The organism is Pseudomonas sp. Marseille-Q5115 (assembly GCF_916618905.1).
GTDB classification, from domain to species: Bacteria; Pseudomonadota; Gammaproteobacteria; order Pseudomonadales; family Pseudomonadaceae; genus Aquipseudomonas; species Aquipseudomonas japonica_A.
Window position 1 is genome coordinate 4,564,891 of sequence record NZ_CAKAKI010000001.1, and the last position, 18,081, is coordinate 4,582,971.

The 18,081-nt window shown below is 58.9% G+C and carries 17 protein-coding genes; 10 read left to right on the forward strand and 7 right to left on the reverse strand.

All coding sequences use genetic code 11. The features are described 5' to 3' along the window. The first annotated feature begins 12 nt into the window (after positions 1–12). From atpG to glmS, 6 genes are all read left to right on the forward strand, one after another. Positions 13–873 (forward strand): F0F1 ATP synthase subunit gamma, encoded by an 861-nt coding sequence (atpG, locus tag LG385_RS20805; RefSeq protein WP_181111170.1) that lies wholly within the window; start codon positions 13–15, stop codon positions 871–873. A 27-nt stretch (positions 874–900) separates the two neighbouring features. After that, positions 901–2,277, forward strand: a complete 1,377-nt coding sequence (atpD, locus tag LG385_RS20810; protein WP_181111169.1) for a F0F1 ATP synthase subunit beta — start codon at positions 901–903, stop codon at positions 2,275–2,277. Positions 2,278–2,320: 43 nt separating this feature from the next. Further along, complete coding sequence (locus LG385_RS20815) at positions 2,321–2,746, forward strand: F0F1 ATP synthase subunit epsilon (protein WP_181111168.1); 426 nt, start codon at positions 2,321–2,323, stop codon at positions 2,744–2,746. Between the two features lie 77 nt (positions 2,747–2,823). Then, positions 2,824–4,188: a bifunctional UDP-N-acetylglucosamine diphosphorylase/glucosamine-1-phosphate N-acetyltransferase GlmU gene (glmU, locus tag LG385_RS20820; protein ID WP_225775740.1), complete on the forward strand. Its 1,365-nt coding sequence runs from the start codon at positions 2,824–2,826 to the stop codon at positions 4,186–4,188. An 85-nt stretch (positions 4,189–4,273) separates the two neighbouring features. Continuing rightward, positions 4,274–5,047, forward strand: a complete 774-nt coding sequence (locus tag LG385_RS20825; protein WP_225775741.1) for a DeoR/GlpR family DNA-binding transcription regulator — start codon at positions 4,274–4,276, stop codon at positions 5,045–5,047. Positions 5,048–5,051: 4 nt separating this feature from the next. Continuing rightward, positions 5,052–6,884: a glutamine--fructose-6-phosphate transaminase (isomerizing) gene (gene glmS, locus LG385_RS20830; RefSeq protein ID WP_225775742.1), complete on the forward strand. Its 1,833-nt coding sequence runs from the start codon at positions 5,052–5,054 to the stop codon at positions 6,882–6,884. A 50-nt stretch (positions 6,885–6,934) separates the two neighbouring features. On the opposite strand, the gene cls is transcribed toward glmS, so the two are convergent. Beyond that, complete coding sequence (gene cls, locus LG385_RS20835; protein WP_225775743.1) at positions 6,935–8,374, reverse strand: cardiolipin synthase; 1,440 nt, start codon at positions 8,372–8,374, stop codon at positions 6,935–6,937. Positions 8,375–8,499: 125 nt separating this feature from the next. On the opposite strand from cls, the gene LG385_RS20840 reads away from it, so the two are divergent. Further along, positions 8,500–9,027, forward strand: a complete 528-nt coding sequence (locus LG385_RS20840) for a DUF3617 domain-containing protein (protein WP_225775744.1) — start codon at positions 8,500–8,502, stop codon at positions 9,025–9,027. A 20-nt stretch (positions 9,028–9,047) separates the two neighbouring features. On the opposite strand, the gene LG385_RS20845 is transcribed toward LG385_RS20840, so the two are convergent. Then, positions 9,048–9,422 carry an NADH:ubiquinone oxidoreductase gene (locus LG385_RS20845; protein WP_225775745.1) on the reverse strand — a complete coding sequence of 125 codons (375 nt, stop codon included), beginning with the start codon at positions 9,420–9,422 and terminating at the stop codon, positions 9,048–9,050. Here LG385_RS20845 and LG385_RS20850 point away from each other — a divergent pair. Then, positions 9,421–10,374, forward strand: a complete 954-nt coding sequence (locus LG385_RS20850) for a CobW family GTP-binding protein (RefSeq protein ID WP_225775746.1) — start codon at positions 9,421–9,423, stop codon at positions 10,372–10,374. The genes LG385_RS20845 and LG385_RS20850 overlap by 2 nt on opposite strands. On the opposite strand, the gene LG385_RS20855 is transcribed toward LG385_RS20850, so the two are convergent. Beyond that, positions 10,333–10,722: a DUF3301 domain-containing protein gene (locus LG385_RS20855; RefSeq protein ID WP_181111160.1), complete on the reverse strand. Its 390-nt coding sequence runs from the start codon at positions 10,720–10,722 to the stop codon at positions 10,333–10,335. The genes LG385_RS20850 and LG385_RS20855 overlap by 42 nt on opposite strands. A 117-nt stretch (positions 10,723–10,839) precedes the next feature. Between LG385_RS20855 and pdxY the strand changes: the two genes are divergently transcribed. Next, positions 10,840–11,706, forward strand: a complete 867-nt coding sequence (gene pdxY, locus LG385_RS20860) for a pyridoxal kinase PdxY (protein WP_225775747.1) — start codon at positions 10,840–10,842, stop codon at positions 11,704–11,706. A 3-nt stretch (positions 11,707–11,709) separates the two neighbouring features. On the opposite strand, the gene LG385_RS20865 is transcribed toward pdxY, so the two are convergent. Continuing rightward, positions 11,710–12,195, reverse strand: coding sequence for an acyl-CoA thioesterase (locus LG385_RS20865; protein WP_181111158.1), 486 nt, complete (start codon positions 12,193–12,195; stop codon positions 11,710–11,712). Between the two features lie 209 nt (positions 12,196–12,404). On the opposite strand from LG385_RS20865, the gene LG385_RS20870 reads away from it, so the two are divergent. Further along, complete coding sequence (locus tag LG385_RS20870) at positions 12,405–14,168, forward strand: cation:proton antiporter (RefSeq protein WP_225775748.1); 1,764 nt, start codon at positions 12,405–12,407, stop codon at positions 14,166–14,168. A gap of 24 nt (positions 14,169–14,192) precedes the next feature. On the opposite strand, the gene LG385_RS20875 is transcribed toward LG385_RS20870, so the two are convergent. The 3 genes from LG385_RS20875 to uvrD all read right to left on the reverse strand — a co-directional run bounded on the left by LG385_RS20875 (position 14,193) and on the right by uvrD (position 17,933). Next, a complete protein-coding gene (locus LG385_RS20875; protein WP_181111156.1) occupies positions 14,193–14,600 on the reverse strand; it encodes an SMI1/KNR4 family protein in 408 nt (135 codons plus the stop codon). A gap of 120 nt (positions 14,601–14,720) precedes the next feature. Further along, positions 14,721–15,578 (reverse strand): Tim44 domain-containing protein, encoded by an 858-nt coding sequence (locus tag LG385_RS20880; protein WP_225775749.1) that lies wholly within the window; start codon positions 15,576–15,578, stop codon positions 14,721–14,723. 168 nt (positions 15,579–15,746) lie between these two features. Beyond that, the gene (gene uvrD, locus LG385_RS20885) at positions 15,747–17,933 is read right to left on the reverse strand and encodes a DNA helicase II (protein ID WP_225775750.1); all 2,187 of its coding nucleotides are present in this window, start codon (positions 17,931–17,933) and stop codon (positions 15,747–15,749) included. Positions 17,934–18,081 lie beyond the last annotated feature (148 nt).

An 18,081-nucleotide genomic window follows, 5' to 3' on the forward strand; every position in this document is an offset into this window, starting at 1 on the left:
GATAGGTGAAACATGGCAGGCGCAAAAGAGATTCGCGGCAAGATTGCGAGCATCAAAAGCACGCAAAAAATTACCAGCGCCATGGAAAAGGTGGCGGTCAGCAAAATGCGCAAGGCACAACTGCGCATGGCTGCTAGCCGTCCCTATGCGGACCACATCCGCCAGGTAATTGGACATCTGGCCAACGCCAACCCCGAATACCGTCACCCGTTCATGGTCGAGCGCGCTGTAAAGCGTGTCGGCTACGTTGTGGTGAGCAGTGATCGCGGCCTGTGCGGTGGCCTGAATACCAACCTGTTCAAGGCCCTGGTCAAGGACATGGCTGCCAATCGCGACAAGGGCGTGGAAATCGACCTGTGCGTGGTGGGCAGCAAAGGCGCTTCGTTCTTCCGCAGCTTTGGCGGTAACGTTGTCGCTGCAATCAGCCACCTGGGCGAAGAGCCGTCGATCAATGATCTGATCGGTAGCGTCAAGGTGATGCTGGACGCCTACCTCGAAGGCCGTATCGACCGCCTGTGCGTAGCGTCCAACAAGTTCGTCAACACCATGGTGCAGAAGCCTGTGGTAGAGCAGTTGGTACCGTTGGTTGCAACCCCGGATCAAGCGCTCAAGCATCACTGGGATTACCTGTACGAACCCGACGCCAAAGAGCTGCTCGACGGCCTGATGGTGCGTTACGTGGAGTCGCAGGTCTACCAGGCAGTGGTGGAGAACAACGCTTCTGAGCAAGCGGCGCGGATGATCGCCATGAAGAATGCCACTGATAACGCCGGTGATCTGATCAGCGAATTGCAGCTGGTCTACAACAAGGCGCGTCAGGCTGCGATCACCCAAGAGATCTCGGAAATCGTCGGCGGCGCTGCCGCGGTTTAACGGTTCAAATATTCAGAGGATCCAGCTATGAGTAGCGGACGTATCGTTCAAATCATCGGCGCCGTGATCGACGTGGAATTCCCACGCGACAGCGTACCGAGCATCTACAACGCGCTGAAGGTACAAGGCGCGGAAACCACCCTGGAAGTTCAGCAGCAGCTGGGCGACGGCGTGGTACGCACCATTGCGATGGGTTCCACCGAGGGCCTCAAGCGTGGCCTCGACGTGGTCGACACCAACGCTGCCATCGCGGTGCCGGTTGGCAAGGCTACCCTGGGCCGTATCATGGACGTGCTCGGTAACCCGATCGACGAAGCCGGCCCTATCGGTGAAGAAGAGCGCTGGACCATCCACCGCTCGGCTCCATCGTTCGCCGACCAGGCGGGCGGTAACGAGCTGCTGGAAACCGGCATCAAGGTTATCGACCTGGTTTGCCCGTTCGCCAAAGGCGGCAAGGTTGGCCTGTTCGGCGGCGCCGGCGTGGGCAAGACCGTCAACATGATGGAATTGATCCGTAACATCGCCATCGAGCACAGCGGTTACTCCGTGTTCGCTGGTGTGGGCGAGCGTACCCGTGAAGGGAACGACTTCTACCACGAGATGAAGGACTCCAACGTTCTGGACAAGGTAGCCCTTGTCTACGGTCAGATGAACGAGCCACCAGGAAACCGCCTGCGCGTAGCGCTGACCGGCCTGACCATGGCTGAGAAATTCCGTGACGAAGGTAACGACGTTCTGCTGTTCGTCGACAACATCTATCGTTACACCCTGGCCGGTACCGAAGTATCCGCACTGCTGGGCCGTATGCCTTCCGCAGTAGGTTACCAGCCTACCCTGGCAGAAGAGATGGGCGTGCTTCAGGAGCGCATCACTTCCACCAAGAATGGCTCGATCACTTCGATCCAGGCTGTTTACGTTCCTGCGGACGACCTGACCGACCCGTCGCCAGCCACCACCTTCGCTCACCTCGACGCGACCGTGGTACTGTCCCGTGACATCGCCTCGTTGGGTATCTACCCGGCAGTCGACCCACTGGATTCGACCTCTCGCCAGCTCGACCCGCTGGTGATCGGCCAGGAGCACTACGACACTGCTCGCGGCGTCCAGTACGTGCTGCAGCGTTACAAGGAACTGAAGGACATCATCGCCATCCTCGGTATGGACGAGCTGTCGGAAAGCGACAAGCAACTGGTTTCCCGTGCACGGAAAATCCAGCGCTTCCTGTCCCAGCCGTTCTTCGTTGCCGAAGTCTTCACCGGTGCCTCGGGTAAATACGTTTCCCTGAAAGACACCATCGCAGGCTTCAAAGGCATCCTCAACGGTGACTACGACCACTTGCCAGAACAGGCGTTCTACATGGTCGGCGGCATCGAAGAAGCGATTGAGAAGGCCAAGAAACTGTAATCCCGGCGCCCGGCAACGGGCGCTTTCAGGTTGAGGCAAGTAGATGGCTATGACTGTCCATTGCGATATCGTCAGCGCGGAAGGGGAGATCTTCTCCGGCCTCGTAGAGATGGTGATCGCGCACGGTAACCTGGGTGATCTTGGTATCGCTCCAGGCCATGCGCCGTTGCTTACGGACCTGAAACCGGGTCCGATCCGCTTGATCAAGCAAGGTGGCGAAGCCGAGGTGTTCTACATCTCCGGTGGTTTCCTTGAAGTGCAGCCGAACGTGGTAAAGGTCTTGGCCGATACCGTACAGCGCGCCGCCGATCTTGATGAAGCCTCTGCTCAGGACGCCGTAAAGGCTGCCGAGAAGGCCCTGCACGAGAAAGGTTCCGATTTCGACTACAGCGCGGCAGCCGCCCGCTTGGCCGAAGCGGCTGCTCAGCTTCGTACCGTGCAGCAGATCCGCAAGAAGTACGGTGGATAACTCCGCCACGCTTTATGTGTGATTGAGTAAAAGGGTAGCCTCGGCTACCCTTTTTCTTTTTTATCCCCAGGCCCTCCATGTCTCTCGATATCGTTATCCTCGCTGCCGGTCAAGGCACCCGTATGCGCTCGGCTTTACCCAAGGTGCTACATCCGGTTGCTGGCCGCTCGATGCTCGGGCATGTTATCCACAGTGCCAGGCAACTCGCCCCCGTGGGTATCCATGTTGTGATCGGCCATGGCGCAGAGCAGGTGCGAGAAGCCTTCCGGGATGAAGATATTCGGTTTGTGGTTCAGGCTGAACAACTGGGCACAGGACACGCAGTTGCCCAAGCCCAGAATGGTTTGGCCTCGGCCACAACGCTTGTGTTGTACGGTGACGTTCCCCTCATCCGCGCAGAGACGCTCCGGGCTCTGCTTGAGAAGGCGAGCGAAAACCAGCTGGCGCTGCTTACGGTCGAGTTGCCAGACCCTACTGGTTACGGCCGCATCATCCGCGATGGCCAAGGGAAGGTAACGGCAATCGTGGAACATAAAGACGCCAACGAGGCGCAGCGGGCGGTCCGCGAAGGCAACACGGGCATTCTGGCGCTCCCGACCGCGCAATTGGCAGGGTGGATGGCGCGCTTATCGAACAACAATGTTCAAGGCGAATACTATCTCACCGATGTGATTGCCATGGCGGTGGCGGATGGCCTGGAGATAGTTACCCACAGCGCTTCACAAGCGATGGAAGTGCAGGGCGCCAATGACCGCCGCCAGCTGGCACAGCTGGAACGTTTCTATCAGCTGCGCGAAGCCGAACGGTTGATGGCTGAAGGCGTAACCCTGCGTGATCCAGCTCGCCTTGATATACGCGGCGATGTGATCGCGGGGCGAGATGTCATCCTCGACATCAACGTGGTGCTCGAAGGTAGGGTAGTGATCGAGGACAACGTGCAGATAGGCGCCAATGTGGTCATTCGGGATTCGGTGATCAAGCGCGGGGCGATCATTAAACCCTTTACTCATATCGAAGGGGCGGTAGTAGGCGAGGGTGCGGACGCTGGCCCGTTCGCTCGATTGCGTCCTGGTACTGTGCTGGACGAAAAAGCGCATGTGGGTAACTTCGTGGAACTCAAAAACGCTCACATGGGCCCGGGCGCCAAGGCTGGCCATCTTAGCTACCTGGGAGACGCCAGCATCGGTGCCCGGGCGAATATTGGTGCTGGCACCATTACCTGCAACTACGACGGAGCCAATAAATTCCGAACGGTGTTGGGTGAGGATGTATTTATCGGCTCCAACAATGCCCTGGTTGCGCCCGTTAGTGTGGGGAACGGCGCCACTACCGCCGCTGGCTCGACTATCACCGCTGACGTGCCTGAGAGCCAGCTTGGCGTAGCGCGAGCACGCCAAAGGAACATAGAAGGGTGGAAGCGCCCGGAAAAGAAAAAACCGTAACGGCCACCTCCGGTTGGGGTTGACACTACGCGGGGCAAGCGATTGAATGCGCGCAGTAACTTTCGGAACGAAAGAAATCGCAACCATGACGAAACGCAACACTCCCCAACGGCGCCATGCCATCCTCGCCCTGCTCACTGCGCAGGGCGAAGTGACCGTAGAAGCGCTGGCGCGGCATTTCCAGACATCCGAGGTCACGGTTCGCAAAGATCTCACGGCACTGGAAGCCAGCGGCCTGTTACTGCGTCGTTATGGTGGTGCTGTACCCGTGCCTCAGGAAATGATCGCTGAAGCCACCCAAAAAGTTTCGGTTCATAAGCTAGCGATCGCCAAAGCTGCCGTATCCCTCATCAAAGAGCATGCACGCATCATCATCGACAGTGGCAGCACCACCGCCGCGATGATTCCTCAGTTGGGGAAGCAGCCGGGCCTGGTAGTGATGACCAACTCGCTCCATGTAGCGACTGCTATTCGCGAGCTCGAACCTGAACCGGTCCTGCTCATGACAGGTGGCACCTGGGACCCGCACTCCGAATCCTTTCAAGGCCTGGTCGCCGAGCAGGTGCTGCGTTCCTACGACTTCGACCAATTGTTCATTGGTGCAGACGGCCTGGACCTTGAACGGGGCACTACAACCTTCAACGAGCTGCTCGGCTTGAGCAGGGTAATGGCTGAGGCCGCGCGCGAAGTAATCGTTATGGCCGAAGCCGACAAGGTCGGCCGGCGTATACCAAATCTGGAGCTGCCCTGGAGCAGCATCCACACCCTTATCACCGATGATCGTCTTTCCGAGCAGGCTCGTCAGTCGATCCAGGCCCGCGGCGTGAAGCTGATCTGCGCGGCCCCTAGCCAGGAGTAAATGTATGTGCGGAATCGTTGGCGCCATTGCCGAACGTAACATTGCGGCCATCTTGCTCGAAGGCCTCAAGCGCCTTGAGTACCGCGGCTACGACAGTGCCGGCGTAGCGCTGGTTACCACGGCCGGTACGCTTGAGCGTCGCCGCCGCACGGGCAAGGTAAGCGAGCTGGAAGCTTCGTTGCAGGAACAGCCACTCGTGGGCCGTTTGGGTATCGCACACACCCGCTGGGCGACTCACGGCGCGCCTAACGAACGCAATGCCCACCCTCATTTCTCCAATGGGGTGGCGGTTGTGCACAACGGCATCATCGAGAACCACGAATCGCTTCGCGCCCTGCTGACCGGTCAGGGTTATGTATTCGAGTCGGAGACCGACACCGAAGTCATTGCTCATCTCCTCCATCGTGAACTTCAAAGCGCCGGCAGCCTGATCGAAGCCCTACGGGTAACCGTTGGCCAGCTACACGGGGCCTACGGCCTGGCAGCGGTCAGCCTTGCAGAGCCCGACCGCTTGGTTGCAGCACGCAGTGGCAGCCCACTGGTGATCGGATTAGGCCTTGGAGAAAACTTCCTGGCGTCGGACCAGTTAGCGCTACGCCAGGTGACGGACCGGTTCATGTACCTGGAGGAGGGCGATATCGCCGAGATCCGCCAGGATAGCCTGCGCGTGTGGACCCGGGACGGTCAGCCGGTCACTCGCGAAGTGGTTCAATACCACGAGGGCGCGGAGGCGGCAGACAAAGGCGAATACCGCCATTTCATGCTCAAGGAAATCCACGAGCAGCCGAAGGTTGTTCAACGCACGCTGGAAAGCCGGCTGGGTGAAAACCAGGTACTGGTAGAAGCGTTCGGGCCTAGCGCACATGCGCTGTTCAAAGAGGTACGCAACGTTCAGATCGTTGCGTGCGGCACCAGCTATCACGCAGGTATGGTTGCGCGGTATTGGCTTGAAGGGCTGGCCGGTATCCCGTGCCAGGTCGAAGTCGCCAGCGAGTTCCGCTACCGCAAGGTGGTCGTTCCCAAGGATACCCTGTTCGTCACCATCTCCCAGTCGGGCGAAACCGCTGACACCCTGGCAGCGTTGCGTTATGCCAAGGCGCTGGGATTTGTGGGCAGCCTCGCAATCTGCAACGTCGGTATCAGCTCTTTGGTACGAGAGTCTGACCTTACCCTGCTCACGCAGGCAGGGCCAGAGATCGGCGTCGCGTCCACCAAGGCATTCACCACCCAGCTGGTGGGGTTGATGCTGCTCACGCTGGCACTCGGGCAGGTGCAGGGTACGCTTGAGTCAGGGCTTGAAGCGCAGTTGGTAGAGGAGCTGCGCCGCTTGCCGGTACGGTTGGGCGAAGCCCTGGCCATGGATGCCACGGTCGAGAAGGTCGCGGAACTGTTTGCCGAAAAACACCATACCTTGTTCCTGGGGCGTGGGGCTCAGTTCCCGGTCGCGATGGAAGGCGCGCTCAAGCTCAAGGAGATCTCCTACATCCACGCCGAGGCTTATCCGGCAGGCGAGCTTAAACATGGGCCGTTGGCTTTGGTCGATGCCGACATGCCAGTAGTGACCGTTGCGCCGAACAACGAGCTGTTAGAAAAGCTGAAATCCAACCTGCAAGAGGTGCGGGCGCGGGGCGGAGAGTTGGTCGTATTCGCTGATACCGATGCCCAGCTAAGCAATGGCCCGGGTACCACGGTAGTGTCGATGCCTCACATCATCGACGCGCTGGCGCCTATCCTCTATACCGTGCCGCTGCAGCTACTGTCCTATTACGTTGCCGTGCTCAAGGGCACGGATGTGGACCAGCCGCGTAACCTGGCGAAGTCGGTGACGGTGGAGTAAGCCTGGGGGGGGAGGGCGGTGGCCCCCAACCGTCCCCCTCCCTCTACACATCAAAGCACGGGCGAAATCAACCGCGCCACGCGCATGCCCAGCTTGAGCAGCCGATGGGTATTCTTGCTGTCCGCCACGGTCATCTCTACAGCCTCCGAAAAATCCTGCTCCAGCATCGCGGCCACTTCAGCGGTAAACCCCGTATCGACCGTGAGCAACATCACCTCGAAATTGAGCCTGAACGAGCGGTTGTCTAGGTTAGCGCTGCCTATGGCGCTGATATCGTCATCTATGAGCACAACCTTCTGATGAAGGAAGCCTGGCTGGTACCGGAAGATTCGCACGCCAGCCCGTACCGCCTCGCTCGCATAGAGGCTTGAAGCGGCGTACACGATCCGATGGTCCGGGCGGGACGGCATAAGTATGCGTACGTCTACGTTCTTCATCACCGCCAGGCGCAACGCGGCAAAGACGGCTTCGTCGGGAATGAAGTAGGGGGTAGTAATCCACAGGCGTCGTTTTGCGCTATTGATTGCCTCGATAAAGAACAGTGCGCAGGTCTCCTGCGGGTCGGCCGGCCCCGAGGGAAGTACCTGGCATAGCGCACCTTCCTCCGGATAAGCGTCCGGCAGCAGTAATGGGGGCAGTTCCCGCGCCGCCCAGAACCAGTCCTCCGCGAAGCTTTCCTGCAAGCAGGCCACGGCCGGGCCTGTGACCCAAACGTGAGTATCTCGCCAAGGGCTAAGAGGAGGGCGATCGCCCAAGTATTCGTCCCCTACGTTGTGCCCGCCAAGGAAACCTATCTTGCCGTCCACCACCACTATCTTCCGATGGTTACGGAAGTTGACCTGGAACCGGTTAAGGCCCGCTCTGCCTGCAGCGAAGGCATGTACTTGCACACCCGCACGGCGAAGCGTGTCTACATAATGCCTGGGCAGTGCATGGCTACCGATGCGGTCGAACAGCAAATGCACCGCTACGCCTTGCCCGGCTTTTTCGAGCAAGGCGGCTTGCAAACGGCGGCCGATCAGGTCGTCATGAATGATGAAAAACTGGATGAGTATTACCTGCTGCCCTTCCCGGATCGCTTCAAAGATGCGTTGGAAAGTTGCCTCGCCATTCACCAGCAACCCCACGGCGTTATTGGCCAGGCAGGGCATGCGGCCAAGCCTGGGCATTGCCCTCAACTCGGCATACGCTTGCGACTCTTTTGCCGCCATGGCTTCTTCAACCCAGGGGCGCCAGTTCAAATGGGCGATTGCATCCTGCATCTCGCGGTTGGCTTGCCGCCTTGCAGCGATGTATTCGTCGAAGGTACTGCGCCCGAAGACGAGGTAAGGGAGCAAGGTAAAGTAGGGTATGAAGAACAACGACATTGCCCAGGCGATGGCGCCCTGCGCGGTTCGCACCGTAAGCAAGGCGTGCACTGCCGCAATGGCACCGAGGCTGTGAATGATTGCCAGCAGAATTCCGAAAAAGGCGGCGCTGTGAGTGTCCATGCAGTGCGTAGGCGTCCTGGCATCAATGTGTTTATGACCCTGCCCACAGCGGAATGTGCAGCTCATTCACCTGCAACGTATGCTGGGGGTTGTCGTCCAACGTGAGCACAATCGAGGAGTGAGCTATGAAGGTCGTTGGAGTGGTTGCATTGGTATGCGCGCTGAGCGCCGCAACGGTCGCTCAGGCGCAAATGCTACAGCCCGGGTTATGGGAATTGACTACCAGTAACATGGAGGTCGAGGGGCAGCCGATGCCTGATATGCAGGTGATGCTGGGCCAATTGCGTATGTTGCCTCCGGAACAACGAGCAATGATGGAACAGATGTTGGCCAAGCAAGGCATCACAGTTGCCGGTAATGGCATTCGCTCGTGCCTCACACCTAAGCAGGTGAAGGCCAACGACATACCGCTACAGGACCCACAATCTGGTTGTACGCAGCGGATTACAGAGCGCAAGGGCAACGTATGGAAGTTTTCGTTCAGCTGCCCCAAAGCTCAAGGGGCAGGGCAGGCAACGTTTCTTAGCGACCGCGAGTTCACTACACAAGTGGCAGGTACTTTTAACGCCAATGGCACAGCGCAAAAAGGCAGTATGCAAACCCGTGCCCAGTGGCTCGGTGCGAACTGCGGCAATGTGAAGCCGCGCCAGTAGTTCCACGTGGAACATTCAATTCAGGGAAGCGTCCATTCGCCCTGGCTGCGGGTTTCGCAGAACGGTTTCAAGAATCTCGCGTCGCTGGCTACGCCGTAGTAGTGGATGTCCTGGCGATAGGGCATCCCATCAACGTGAGCGTTGCTACAAATGCCAAACGCGCCGGAAGGGCATTGATCCACATAGGTGACGTCTACCTTTTGTCCTTTCAGCTCCGGTTGGCAGAAGCCGGATTTAAAAAGGCTTTCCGGGATATTCCGGTTCTGCTGGCAGACTTTTACATCCACATGCTCGCCTTGAGTGTGCACGACACAGGCCTGGGCCTGAGCTTGCGGCGCATGGCAGAACAAGAGGAAGATGACAGCAAGCCCCGAAGGTCTGCGTAAATCCAGCATGCTTGAAAATATCCTTACCTATGTACTAGCTGGCCCATTGGGCGCAGGCAAAACTAGCGTAGCCCGGCACTGGCTAAGCCAGCGACCGGATGGCGAGCGTTGGGCTGTACTGATCAACGAGTTCGGGCAGGTTGGGTTGGATGCCGCGCTGCTGGGCCCTGCAACCGATGGTATCTCAATCACCGAAGTGGCAGGGGGCTGCGTGTGCTGCGTCAACGGCGCCCCGTTCACCGTAGCGCTCGGGCGGCTGCTTCGCTTGGCGCAACCACATCGGTTGCTGATCGAGTTATCAGGGCTCAGCCACCCGCTGCCGTTGCTTCGGCAGTTGAAAGCGGAGCCATGGGATAAGGTATTGGCGCTGGAGCCGCCCATCGTGGTTGTTGATGGGCTGGCGGTCTCCCAGGGGGCGCCACTGCCAGATGCGGTGAAGGCCGCTCTGAAGCATCCCTGCACGCTACTGATCAACAAGGCGGATCTGGTGGCTATCGAGCGCCGGCTGGAGGTTGAAGCTATGCTGGGCCAGCGCGGCGTGTGGGTCACTCATGGCCACGTGGCACTGAATGAGCTGTCTGGCGCTCGAATGTATAACCCAACCCCCAGCCCAGTCCCCAGCTTCACTGTTGTAACTGCTCAATCGGCCAGCGATTGGAGTATCGGCTGGCAGCTGGCTGCGGATCGGGTACTGGACTTGCAGCGTATCGAGCACATGCTGGAACAATGGCCATGGAAGCGCGCCAAGATGATTATCCATAGCCCGGAAGGCTGGGTATCTGCCAACTTGCTTCCCGACCAGGCAATTGAATGGCGAGCTACAGAATGGCGAAAAGATAGCCGACTCGAGCTTATATTTGACGAACCGCAGCCCTCAGCGGGGCTTGAAGAGGCTTGGGCTGCCTGCCAGCTGCCCCCATCAGGGCCTGGTGCGCTTGTGGGTCTGACGCCACTCGCTTAGCTCGATGATTTCTGCGGTAGGTTGCTTTTTGATCTCGAAGGGGTAGGGCGCCAATTCAATTTGGGCGGTATGCGCGCCAAATTGAGTGATGGTGCCCGGATGACGTTGTTCGCCTGTCACGGTGAACTCGAAGCCGTACACCCTGGCGAAACGCTTACGCCCTTTGGCATCGCGCACAAAGCTGAAACGCTTGAATGCCACGTTTTCGTCCAGCAGCTCCAGGTCCAGAGCCTTGCAGTGGCTGCGTACCTTCGCCAGGGCTTTTTCCCTTAGCCCATGGCTATGCCAGAACCAGGCCCCAATACACGCCATAACCAGCAGCACGGCAAGATTTTCAAGGGTCAACATCGACAAGAGCTCCATCTGGACTTGCTCAGCTTAACTGCCTGCCCGGTCTGTCGTACAGCGCGCTTTTCACGCAATATTAGACACCCGAAAACTGCCTTTGATGCGCTGGAATTTCCAATGAAACGCACCCCTCATCTGCTCGCGATCCAATCCCATGTGGTATTTGGCCATGCGGGTAACAGCGCTGCGGTATTTGCGATGCAGCGGATCGGCGTAAATGTGTGGCCGTTGAACACCGTACAATTTTCCAACCATACCCAGTATGGCCAATGGGCGGGAGAAGTGCTTCCCGCGCAGCAAATTCCGGAGCTGGTGCGGGGTATTTCCGCCATTGGCGAGCTTGGTAATTGCGATGCTGTCCTCAGCGGATATCTGGGCAGCCCGCAGCAAGGCCAAGCCATTCTGGAAGCGGTGGCAGCAGTAAAAGCCGCTAACCCGCGAGCCATCTACCTGTGTGATCCGGTCATGGGGCATGCTGAAAAGGGCTGCGTGGTAGCGCCCGAAGTCACTGACTTTCTGCTATCCCAGGCACTTCCTCGAGCGGATGTGCTGTGCCCCAATCAGCTGGAGCTCAATACCTTCACCGGCCGCACTGCGGATACCCTGGACGAGTGTGTAGCGATGGCGCGCGCGTTGCTCGATCGCGGCCCAGCTATGGTCATGGTCAAGCACCTCTCGTACCAGAACAAAAAGCCGGAGGACTTCGAGATGTTGCTGGTAACACCAGTAGACACCTGGCATCTGCGTCGGCCACTGCTGGCGTTTCCTCGCCAGCCAGTAGGCGTGGGGGACCTGACCTCTGGGCTGTTCCTCTCTCGGCTATTGCTGGGGGATGAGCCTGTAGCGGCCTTCGAATTTACCGCGGCGGCGGTACATGAGGTGATGTTGGAAACGCAAGCGTGCGCCAGCTACGAGCTTCAACTGGTGCGAGCGCAGGACCGGATCGCTCATCCCCGTGTACGGTTCGAAGCGACCCGGCTTTGAAGGTCAGTTGCCGTCGGCTTTGAGCTCTTGATAGCGCTGTTCCAATTCCTGCCGGATCTGACGACGCTGCTGGCCCTGCGCAAAGCGACGCTTTTCCTCACTGGTTTGAGGTGAGCGCGGCGGCACCGGAACAGCACGTCGGTTCTCGTCCATTGCAACCATGGTGAAGAAGCAGCTGTTGGTGTGGCGCACGCTGCGCTGCTGGATATTCTCGGTCACTACCTTGATGCCCACTTCCATCGACGTATTGCCGGTGTAGTTGACGGACGCCAGGAAGGTTACAAGTTCCCCCACATGGATAGGCTCTCGGAATATCACTTGGTCGACGGAAAGCGTCACCACGTAACGCCCTGCATACCGACTGGCGCAGGCATAGGCGACTTCATCGAGGTATTTAAGCAAGGTGCCACCGTGGACGTTCCCGGAGAAATTCGCCATGTCCGGGGTCATCAGTACGGTCATCGTCAGCTCGGCGTTTCCAGGTTCCATAAGGCGCTCACGGTCAAAGGTCAGGGGGCGGGGCGGCTTCACATACCGCTCAAGCTATAGGGTGCAGACGCAGCGGCGCGGGGACTCGTCACCCAATTGATAACGCCGTTGTGCAATATCAAAGTCTGTTTCCGCATATTGCCAATGGACGGAATACATTCCAATGAATGTTAGGGTTGTTATTCCCCTGACGTTCGGAGTGTACCGAAGTGCATGCTATCGCCTTCATTCAGGACCTGGCCGTGATCATGCTAATAGCGGGCATCGTGACGGTAATCTTTCATCGGCTCAAACAGCCAGTGGTGCTGGGCTATATCGCCGCCGGCTTCATCATCGGGCCGCATACGCCTCCGTTCGGCTTCATACATGACGAGGAAACCATCAAGACCCTTGCAGAGCTCGGTGTGGTGTTCCTTATGTTTTGTCTGGGGCTGGAATTCAGCCTGCGCAAGTTGTTCAAGGTAGGCGCTACCGCTTTTGTCGCCGCCCTGTTGGAAATCACCTTGATGATCTGGGTGGGTTACGAGATCGGCAACGCGTTTGGATGGGGCAGCATGGATGCGCTGTTCCTGGGCGCGATATTGGCCATCTCGTCCACAACCATCATCGTCAAAGCGCTGAACGACCTGAACATGAAGCACCATCGCTTCGCCCAGCTCATCTTCGGTGTGCTTATCGTAGAGGACATCCTTGGCATCGGTATCATCGCCCTGTTATCCGGCATCGCGGTGAGCGGCTCGGTGAGTTCCGGGGAAGTACTCGCAACCGTCGGCAAACTTGGGCTGTTCATGATCGTGGCGCTGGTGGTGGGCATTTTGCTGGTGCCGCGTTTGCTGGCCTATGTTGCCGAAGCCAAAAGCGATGAGATGCTTCTGGTGGTGGTGTTGGGCCTATGCTTCGGTTTCTGCCTTCTGGTGGTGAAACTGGGCTACAGCATGGTCCTGGGCGCGTTCCTGATAGGCGCGATCATGGCAGAGTCGACACATCACCGTAAGATCGAACGGCTGGTAGAGCCCTTGCGGGACATGTTCAGCGCTATCTTCTTTGTGGCCATCGGGTTGATGATCGAACCGCGTGTACTGGTAGAGTATGCCGTGCCGATCGCCGTCATAACCGCAGCGGTAGTGATCGGCAAGGTCGTCTCCTGCAGCCTGGGTGCGTTCCTGGCGGGCAACGATGGGCGCACGTCACTGCGAGTAGGCATGGGCCTTTCGCAGATCGGAGAGTTCTCCTTCATCATCGCCGCGCTGGGCATGACGCTGGAAGTGACCAGCGATTTCCTTTATCCCGTCGCTGTTGCCGTATCGGCTATTACCACCTTGCTCACGCCCTATCTGATCCGAGCGGCGGACCCTTTCGCGTTGATGCTTGGGCGGTGGATTCCCTCGCCGTTGGCCCGGGTGTTCAGTACCTATGGCGAGTGGCTGCGCAACATCCGGCTGCAGGGCGAAACCGCGGCCTTCGCAGCCATCGTACGGCGCATCCTTATGCACACCTTTGTAAACCTGGCGCTGGTTATTGCAATCTTCTTCACCTGTGCTCACTTCGCGCCCCAGGTCGGCCAGTGGCTCTCATCATGGATTACAGGCGAAGAAGGCCAGAAAGGTGTGCTGTGTGCGCTGGCGCTGCTGCTGTCCATGCCTTTCTTGATCGCGGCCTACCGCAAGCTAGGCGCACTGTCTTTGCTGTTGGCTCAGGCAGGGGTGAAGCCGCAATTTGCGGGCAGGCATACCGATACGCTGCGCCAGGTGATGGCGCAGGTTATTCCTGTGATATTTCTGGGGGTGATTCTCTTCCTGCTGGCAGCGCTATCGGCGAGCATTCTGCCAACGCGCGAGATGCTGGTACTTGTGGCGGTAGTGGTTGTGATATTCGCCGCACTGTTCTGGCGGTGGCTGATCCGCATCCACGCCCGTATGCAAGCGGCATTGGTAGAGACGCTAGAGACGCCTAGCGCCCCGTCAGACCACTAACCGAAGCGCAGGGGCGCGACTGACTCAGCTTTCCAGCCAGACGTCCCTTGCCCAGTGCCACACGGACTCCCAGCTCTCTTCGGTGACCAGTTCTTCTTCGCCACTCCACAGCACTACGGTTCCGTCTTCTTCTACGCAATAGTAGTCGTCGCCATCCTGGCAGATAGGAATCAGCTCTCGTGGAACACCAAGGTCCCAAGCGGTAGCGGCAACTTCCGGCAGGTACGTATGTGACTGCGGATCCGTCACGGTGACGGGTTCGAGGCTGCCGTAAACCACGTCGCTGACGTGAAGCAGGAACTCCTTGAACACGAACGGGATATTGATGAAGAGCTGCTCTTCAATCTCGACCAGGAGATCTTCGTCGGGTAGCTCCAATGGAACCGGAACCGGTTCATTGGCTTCCCGAAGCTGTTCGATGACTTCTTCCACAGTGACTGACCTATGCCTTGAAACGATGGGCGGGTTTGTCCTGAGGATTCTAATCCATACCCCAAAAAGCAAAACCCCGGATATGGAAATCCGGGGTTTTGTGTGCCGAGCGGTGCGATATCAGCTGTTCTGGCGGATACCAGCAATAAGCCAAGGCTGGTTTTCGCCTTGCTGGCGTTCCATGTTCCAGCTCTCGCTGAACGCTTCACCCTTGTCGAAGCGAGAGTCCTTCGATACGCCCGTGAAGGTCAGGGTTGCAATCGTACGGTCTGCACGGTCATCCACACCGTCCAGTTGCACCGAGAGGTCATCGATATACGTGGACTGGTAGCCCTCGCCCAGCGAAGCACGCTCCTGACGAAGGAACTGCAGCATTTGAGGGGTCACGTATTCCGAGATCTTGTCCATCTCGTTGGCGTCCCAGTGTTGCTGCAGCGACAGGAAGTGTTCCCGTGCCGCGCCCACGAAGCTTTGCTCGTTGAACCACGCCGGTGCCTGAATCACAGGCCGTGCTGACGCACCGGCACTGGCGCCGAAGGGCGAGCCAGGCTGAGCCATCGGTTGAGCTTCACGCTGATAGGCCGGATGGCCAGCCATTGCCATCTGCGGTTGCTGCTGCTTGCGGCGACGCGAGGCAATGAAGCGGAAGATCACGAACGCCACCAGTGCGAGGAGGAGGAAGTCCAGGAACTGGAACCCTTCGAACCCGTCACCCATGAACATCGAGGCCAGCAAACCGCCGGCGGCGATACCGGCCAACGGGCCGAGCCAGCGCGAAGCGCCGCTAGGCGCACCAGGTGCCCGCCCGGGTTGTGCCGGGGTGGTAGCCGATGGCTGGGACGGCGCGGCCTGGCGTGTTTGATGGCTAGGCGCGGCGCCAAAAGACTTGCCGCCACCGAAACGTTTGGCGGCGTTGGCGTCCAGGCTCAGCGTGAGGCTGAGGCAAAGCGCCATGGCGATGCTGAGAAATCGTTGCATGAAGGCATTCCCATCTTTAATGGATATAGCGCGAGCCATGTTGCACGGCAGGAGGGGGTATAGCCAGCGAGAGATTGTTTCCGGCTTTTACGGAAGTTTCCTACAGGCTTGGTCCCTCTATGTAGGAGAGAGGCCAAGCTGCGGGAAGTTTCCTTCCCGCGCACAGGATTATTCCAGCGGTACCAGTTTGGCGTAGCCCAGCATCAGCCACTTGCTGCCTTCGGCGAAGTTCACCTGAACCCGAGCCTGAGCGCCCGCACCCTCGAAATTGAGAATCACGCCTTCGCCGAACACCGCGTGCTGGACCCGCTGGCCCAGGTTGAACACGGTATCGGGGATACCAGCCTGGCCGAAGATACTGCCGATATTGGGCTTGGCCGCACCGCCGAAAGGGCGGCTTACGCTGTTGGACAGGCGCACTTCCTTCAGCAGGTTCGCCGGGATTTCCCGCACGAAGCGCGACACCTTGTTGTAGGTTTCGCTGCCATACAGCCGGCGAGTTTCGGCGTAGGTCATCACCAGCTGCTGCATGGCGCGGGTGATACCCACGTAGGCCAGGCGCCGCTCCTCTTCAAGGCGGCCAGGTTCTTCCAGGCTCATCTTGTGGGGGAACAGACCTTCCTCCATGCCCACGAGGAACACGAATGGGAATTCCAGGCCTTTGGCACTGTGCAGCGTCATCAGCTGGATGCTGTCCTCGTGCTCGTCGGCCTGCGTATCACCGGCTTCGAGCGAGGCGTGCCCCAGGAAGGCCGCCAGCGGGCTAAGGTCTTCCTCGCCCTCGGCGTTTTCAAAGTTGCGGGCAGCGCTTACCAGTTCCTCAAGGTTTTCCACCCGGGCCTGGCCTTTTTCGCCTTTCTCTTCCTGGTGGTAAACAATGAGGCCGGCATGCTCGATAACCGTCTGGGTCATCACGTGCAGCGGCATGGTTTCAGTGCGTGCGGCCAGGTCTTCGATAAGGTCCATGAAGGCCTGCAGCGCATTCGCAGCACGGCCTGTAAGGCCTTTGTTCGCTACCAACTGCCGCATGGCCTCCCACATCGACACTTCGGCCTGGCGGGAATGTTGTCGAATGGCCTCGACGGTTTTCTCGCCTATGCCCCGTGGCGGTACGTTGATCACGCGCTCCAGCGCGGCGTCATTGCCACGGCCATCGAGCAAGCGCAGGTACGCCATGGCGTTCTTGATTTCGGCGCGCTCGAAGAAGCGTTGCCCACCATAGATGCGATAGGGAATGCGCTCCCTCAGCAAGGCCTCTTCAAGCACCCGGGACTGGGCGTTGGAGCGGTAGAGAATGGCAATCTTGCTGCGGGCCAGGCCGGTCTTGAGTGCGCTTTCGATGGTTTCTACAACATAACGGGCTTCGTCATGCTCGTTATAGGCGGCATAGAGGCTTATCGGCTCACCGTCACTGCCGTCCGTCCATAGCTCCTTGCCCAGGCGCCCACTGTTGTTGGCGATCAGTGCGTTGGCTGCGTTCAGGATACCGGCGGTGGAGCGGTAATTCTGCTCCAGGCGGATCAGCTCGGCATCGGGGAAGTCGGTGGTGTACTGACGGATGTTTTCGATGCGCGCACCCCGCCAGCCATAGATGGACTGGTCGTCGTCGCCTACTACCATGAGGCTTTGCCCGCCCTTGGCCAACAGGCGAAGCCAGGCATATTGCACCGCGTTGGTGTCCTGGAATTCATCTACCAACACGTGGCGGAAGCGCCGCTGGTAATGCTCCAGCAGGCTGGCGTTGTCGCGCCACAGGTCCAATGCCCGCAGTAACAGCTCGGAAAAGTCGATAACCCCGGCACGCTCGCAGGCGGCTTCATACGCTTCATAGATGCTGCGCATGGTGGCCAGGAACAGATCACCCTTGGGTTGAATATGCTGCGGCCTCAAGCCTTCGTCTTTCTGGCCATTGATGAACCACTGAGCCTGCCGTGCAGGCCATTTCTGGTCATCCAGCCCCAGCTCGCGAATCACCCGCTTCACCAGGCGCTGCTGATCGTCACCATCCAGGATCTGGAAATTCTGGTTCAGTTTGGCTTCTTGCCAATGGGCGCGCAGCAGCCGGTGGGCCAGCCCGTGGAAAGTGCCTACCCACATGCCGGCCGGGCTTATGCCCATCAGTTGTTCGATGCGGTGACGCATCTCGGCCGCCGCTTTGTTGGTAAACGTCACGGCCAACAGGGAGTGGGGCGAGGCATGCTCCACCTGCATCAGCCAGGCGATGCGGTGCACCAGCACGCGGGTTTTGCCAGAGCCAGCGCCGGCGAGAACCAACTGACGGCCAACAGAGGCGGCGACCGCCTGGCGTTGGGCATCGTTGAGCGAATTGAGCAAAAGAGAGAGGTCGTCATGCATGACGGCATTCTAGGGTGCGCGGACATGGCTGAGCAAACACCGCTTACGACCGGTGGGCCGTCGGCCGGTCAACCGCCAGCAGGGCGAGCCTTCGCCTAGATAGACGGCAATTGGCCATTGGCTGCAATCGGTGAAATCTTGTGTATGC

Bases quoted from the DNA above. Each gene is read 5' to 3' on its own strand.
- atpG (WP_181111170.1), top strand. From the start codon at position 13: ATGGCAGGCGCAAAAGAGATTCGCGGCAAGATTGCGAGCATCAAAAGC.
- atpD (WP_181111169.1), top strand. From the start codon at position 901: ATGAGTAGCGGACGTATCGTTCAAATCATCGGCGCCGTGATCGACGTG.
- LG385_RS20815 (WP_181111168.1), top strand. From the start codon at position 2,321: ATGGCTATGACTGTCCATTGCGATATCGTCAGCGCGGAAGGGGAGATC.
- glmU (WP_225775740.1), top strand. From the start codon at position 2,824: ATGTCTCTCGATATCGTTATCCTCGCTGCCGGTCAAGGCACCCGTATG.
- LG385_RS20825 (WP_225775741.1), top strand. From the start codon at position 4,274: ATGACGAAACGCAACACTCCCCAACGGCGCCATGCCATCCTCGCCCTG.
- glmS (WP_225775742.1), top strand. From the start codon at position 5,052: ATGTGCGGAATCGTTGGCGCCATTGCCGAACGTAACATTGCGGCCATC.
- cls (WP_225775743.1), bottom strand. From the start codon at position 8,374: ATGGACACTCACAGCGCCGCCTTTTTCGGAATTCTGCTGGCAATCATT.
- LG385_RS20840 (WP_225775744.1), top strand. From the start codon at position 8,500: ATGAAGGTCGTTGGAGTGGTTGCATTGGTATGCGCGCTGAGCGCCGCA.
- LG385_RS20850 (WP_225775746.1), top strand. From the start codon at position 9,421: ATGCTTGAAAATATCCTTACCTATGTACTAGCTGGCCCATTGGGCGCA.
- LG385_RS20845 (WP_225775745.1), bottom strand. From the start codon at position 9,422: ATGCTGGATTTACGCAGACCTTCGGGGCTTGCTGTCATCTTCCTCTTG.
- LG385_RS20855 (WP_181111160.1), bottom strand. From the start codon at position 10,722: ATGTTGACCCTTGAAAATCTTGCCGTGCTGCTGGTTATGGCGTGTATT.
- pdxY (WP_225775747.1), top strand. From the start codon at position 10,840: ATGAAACGCACCCCTCATCTGCTCGCGATCCAATCCCATGTGGTATTT.
- LG385_RS20865 (WP_181111158.1), bottom strand. From the start codon at position 12,195: ATGGAACCTGGAAACGCCGAGCTGACGATGACCGTACTGATGACCCCG.
- LG385_RS20880 (WP_225775749.1), bottom strand. From the start codon at position 15,578: ATGCAACGATTTCTCAGCATCGCCATGGCGCTTTGCCTCAGCCTCACG.
- uvrD (WP_225775750.1), bottom strand. From the start codon at position 17,933: ATGCATGACGACCTCTCTCTTTTGCTCAATTCGCTCAACGATGCCCAA.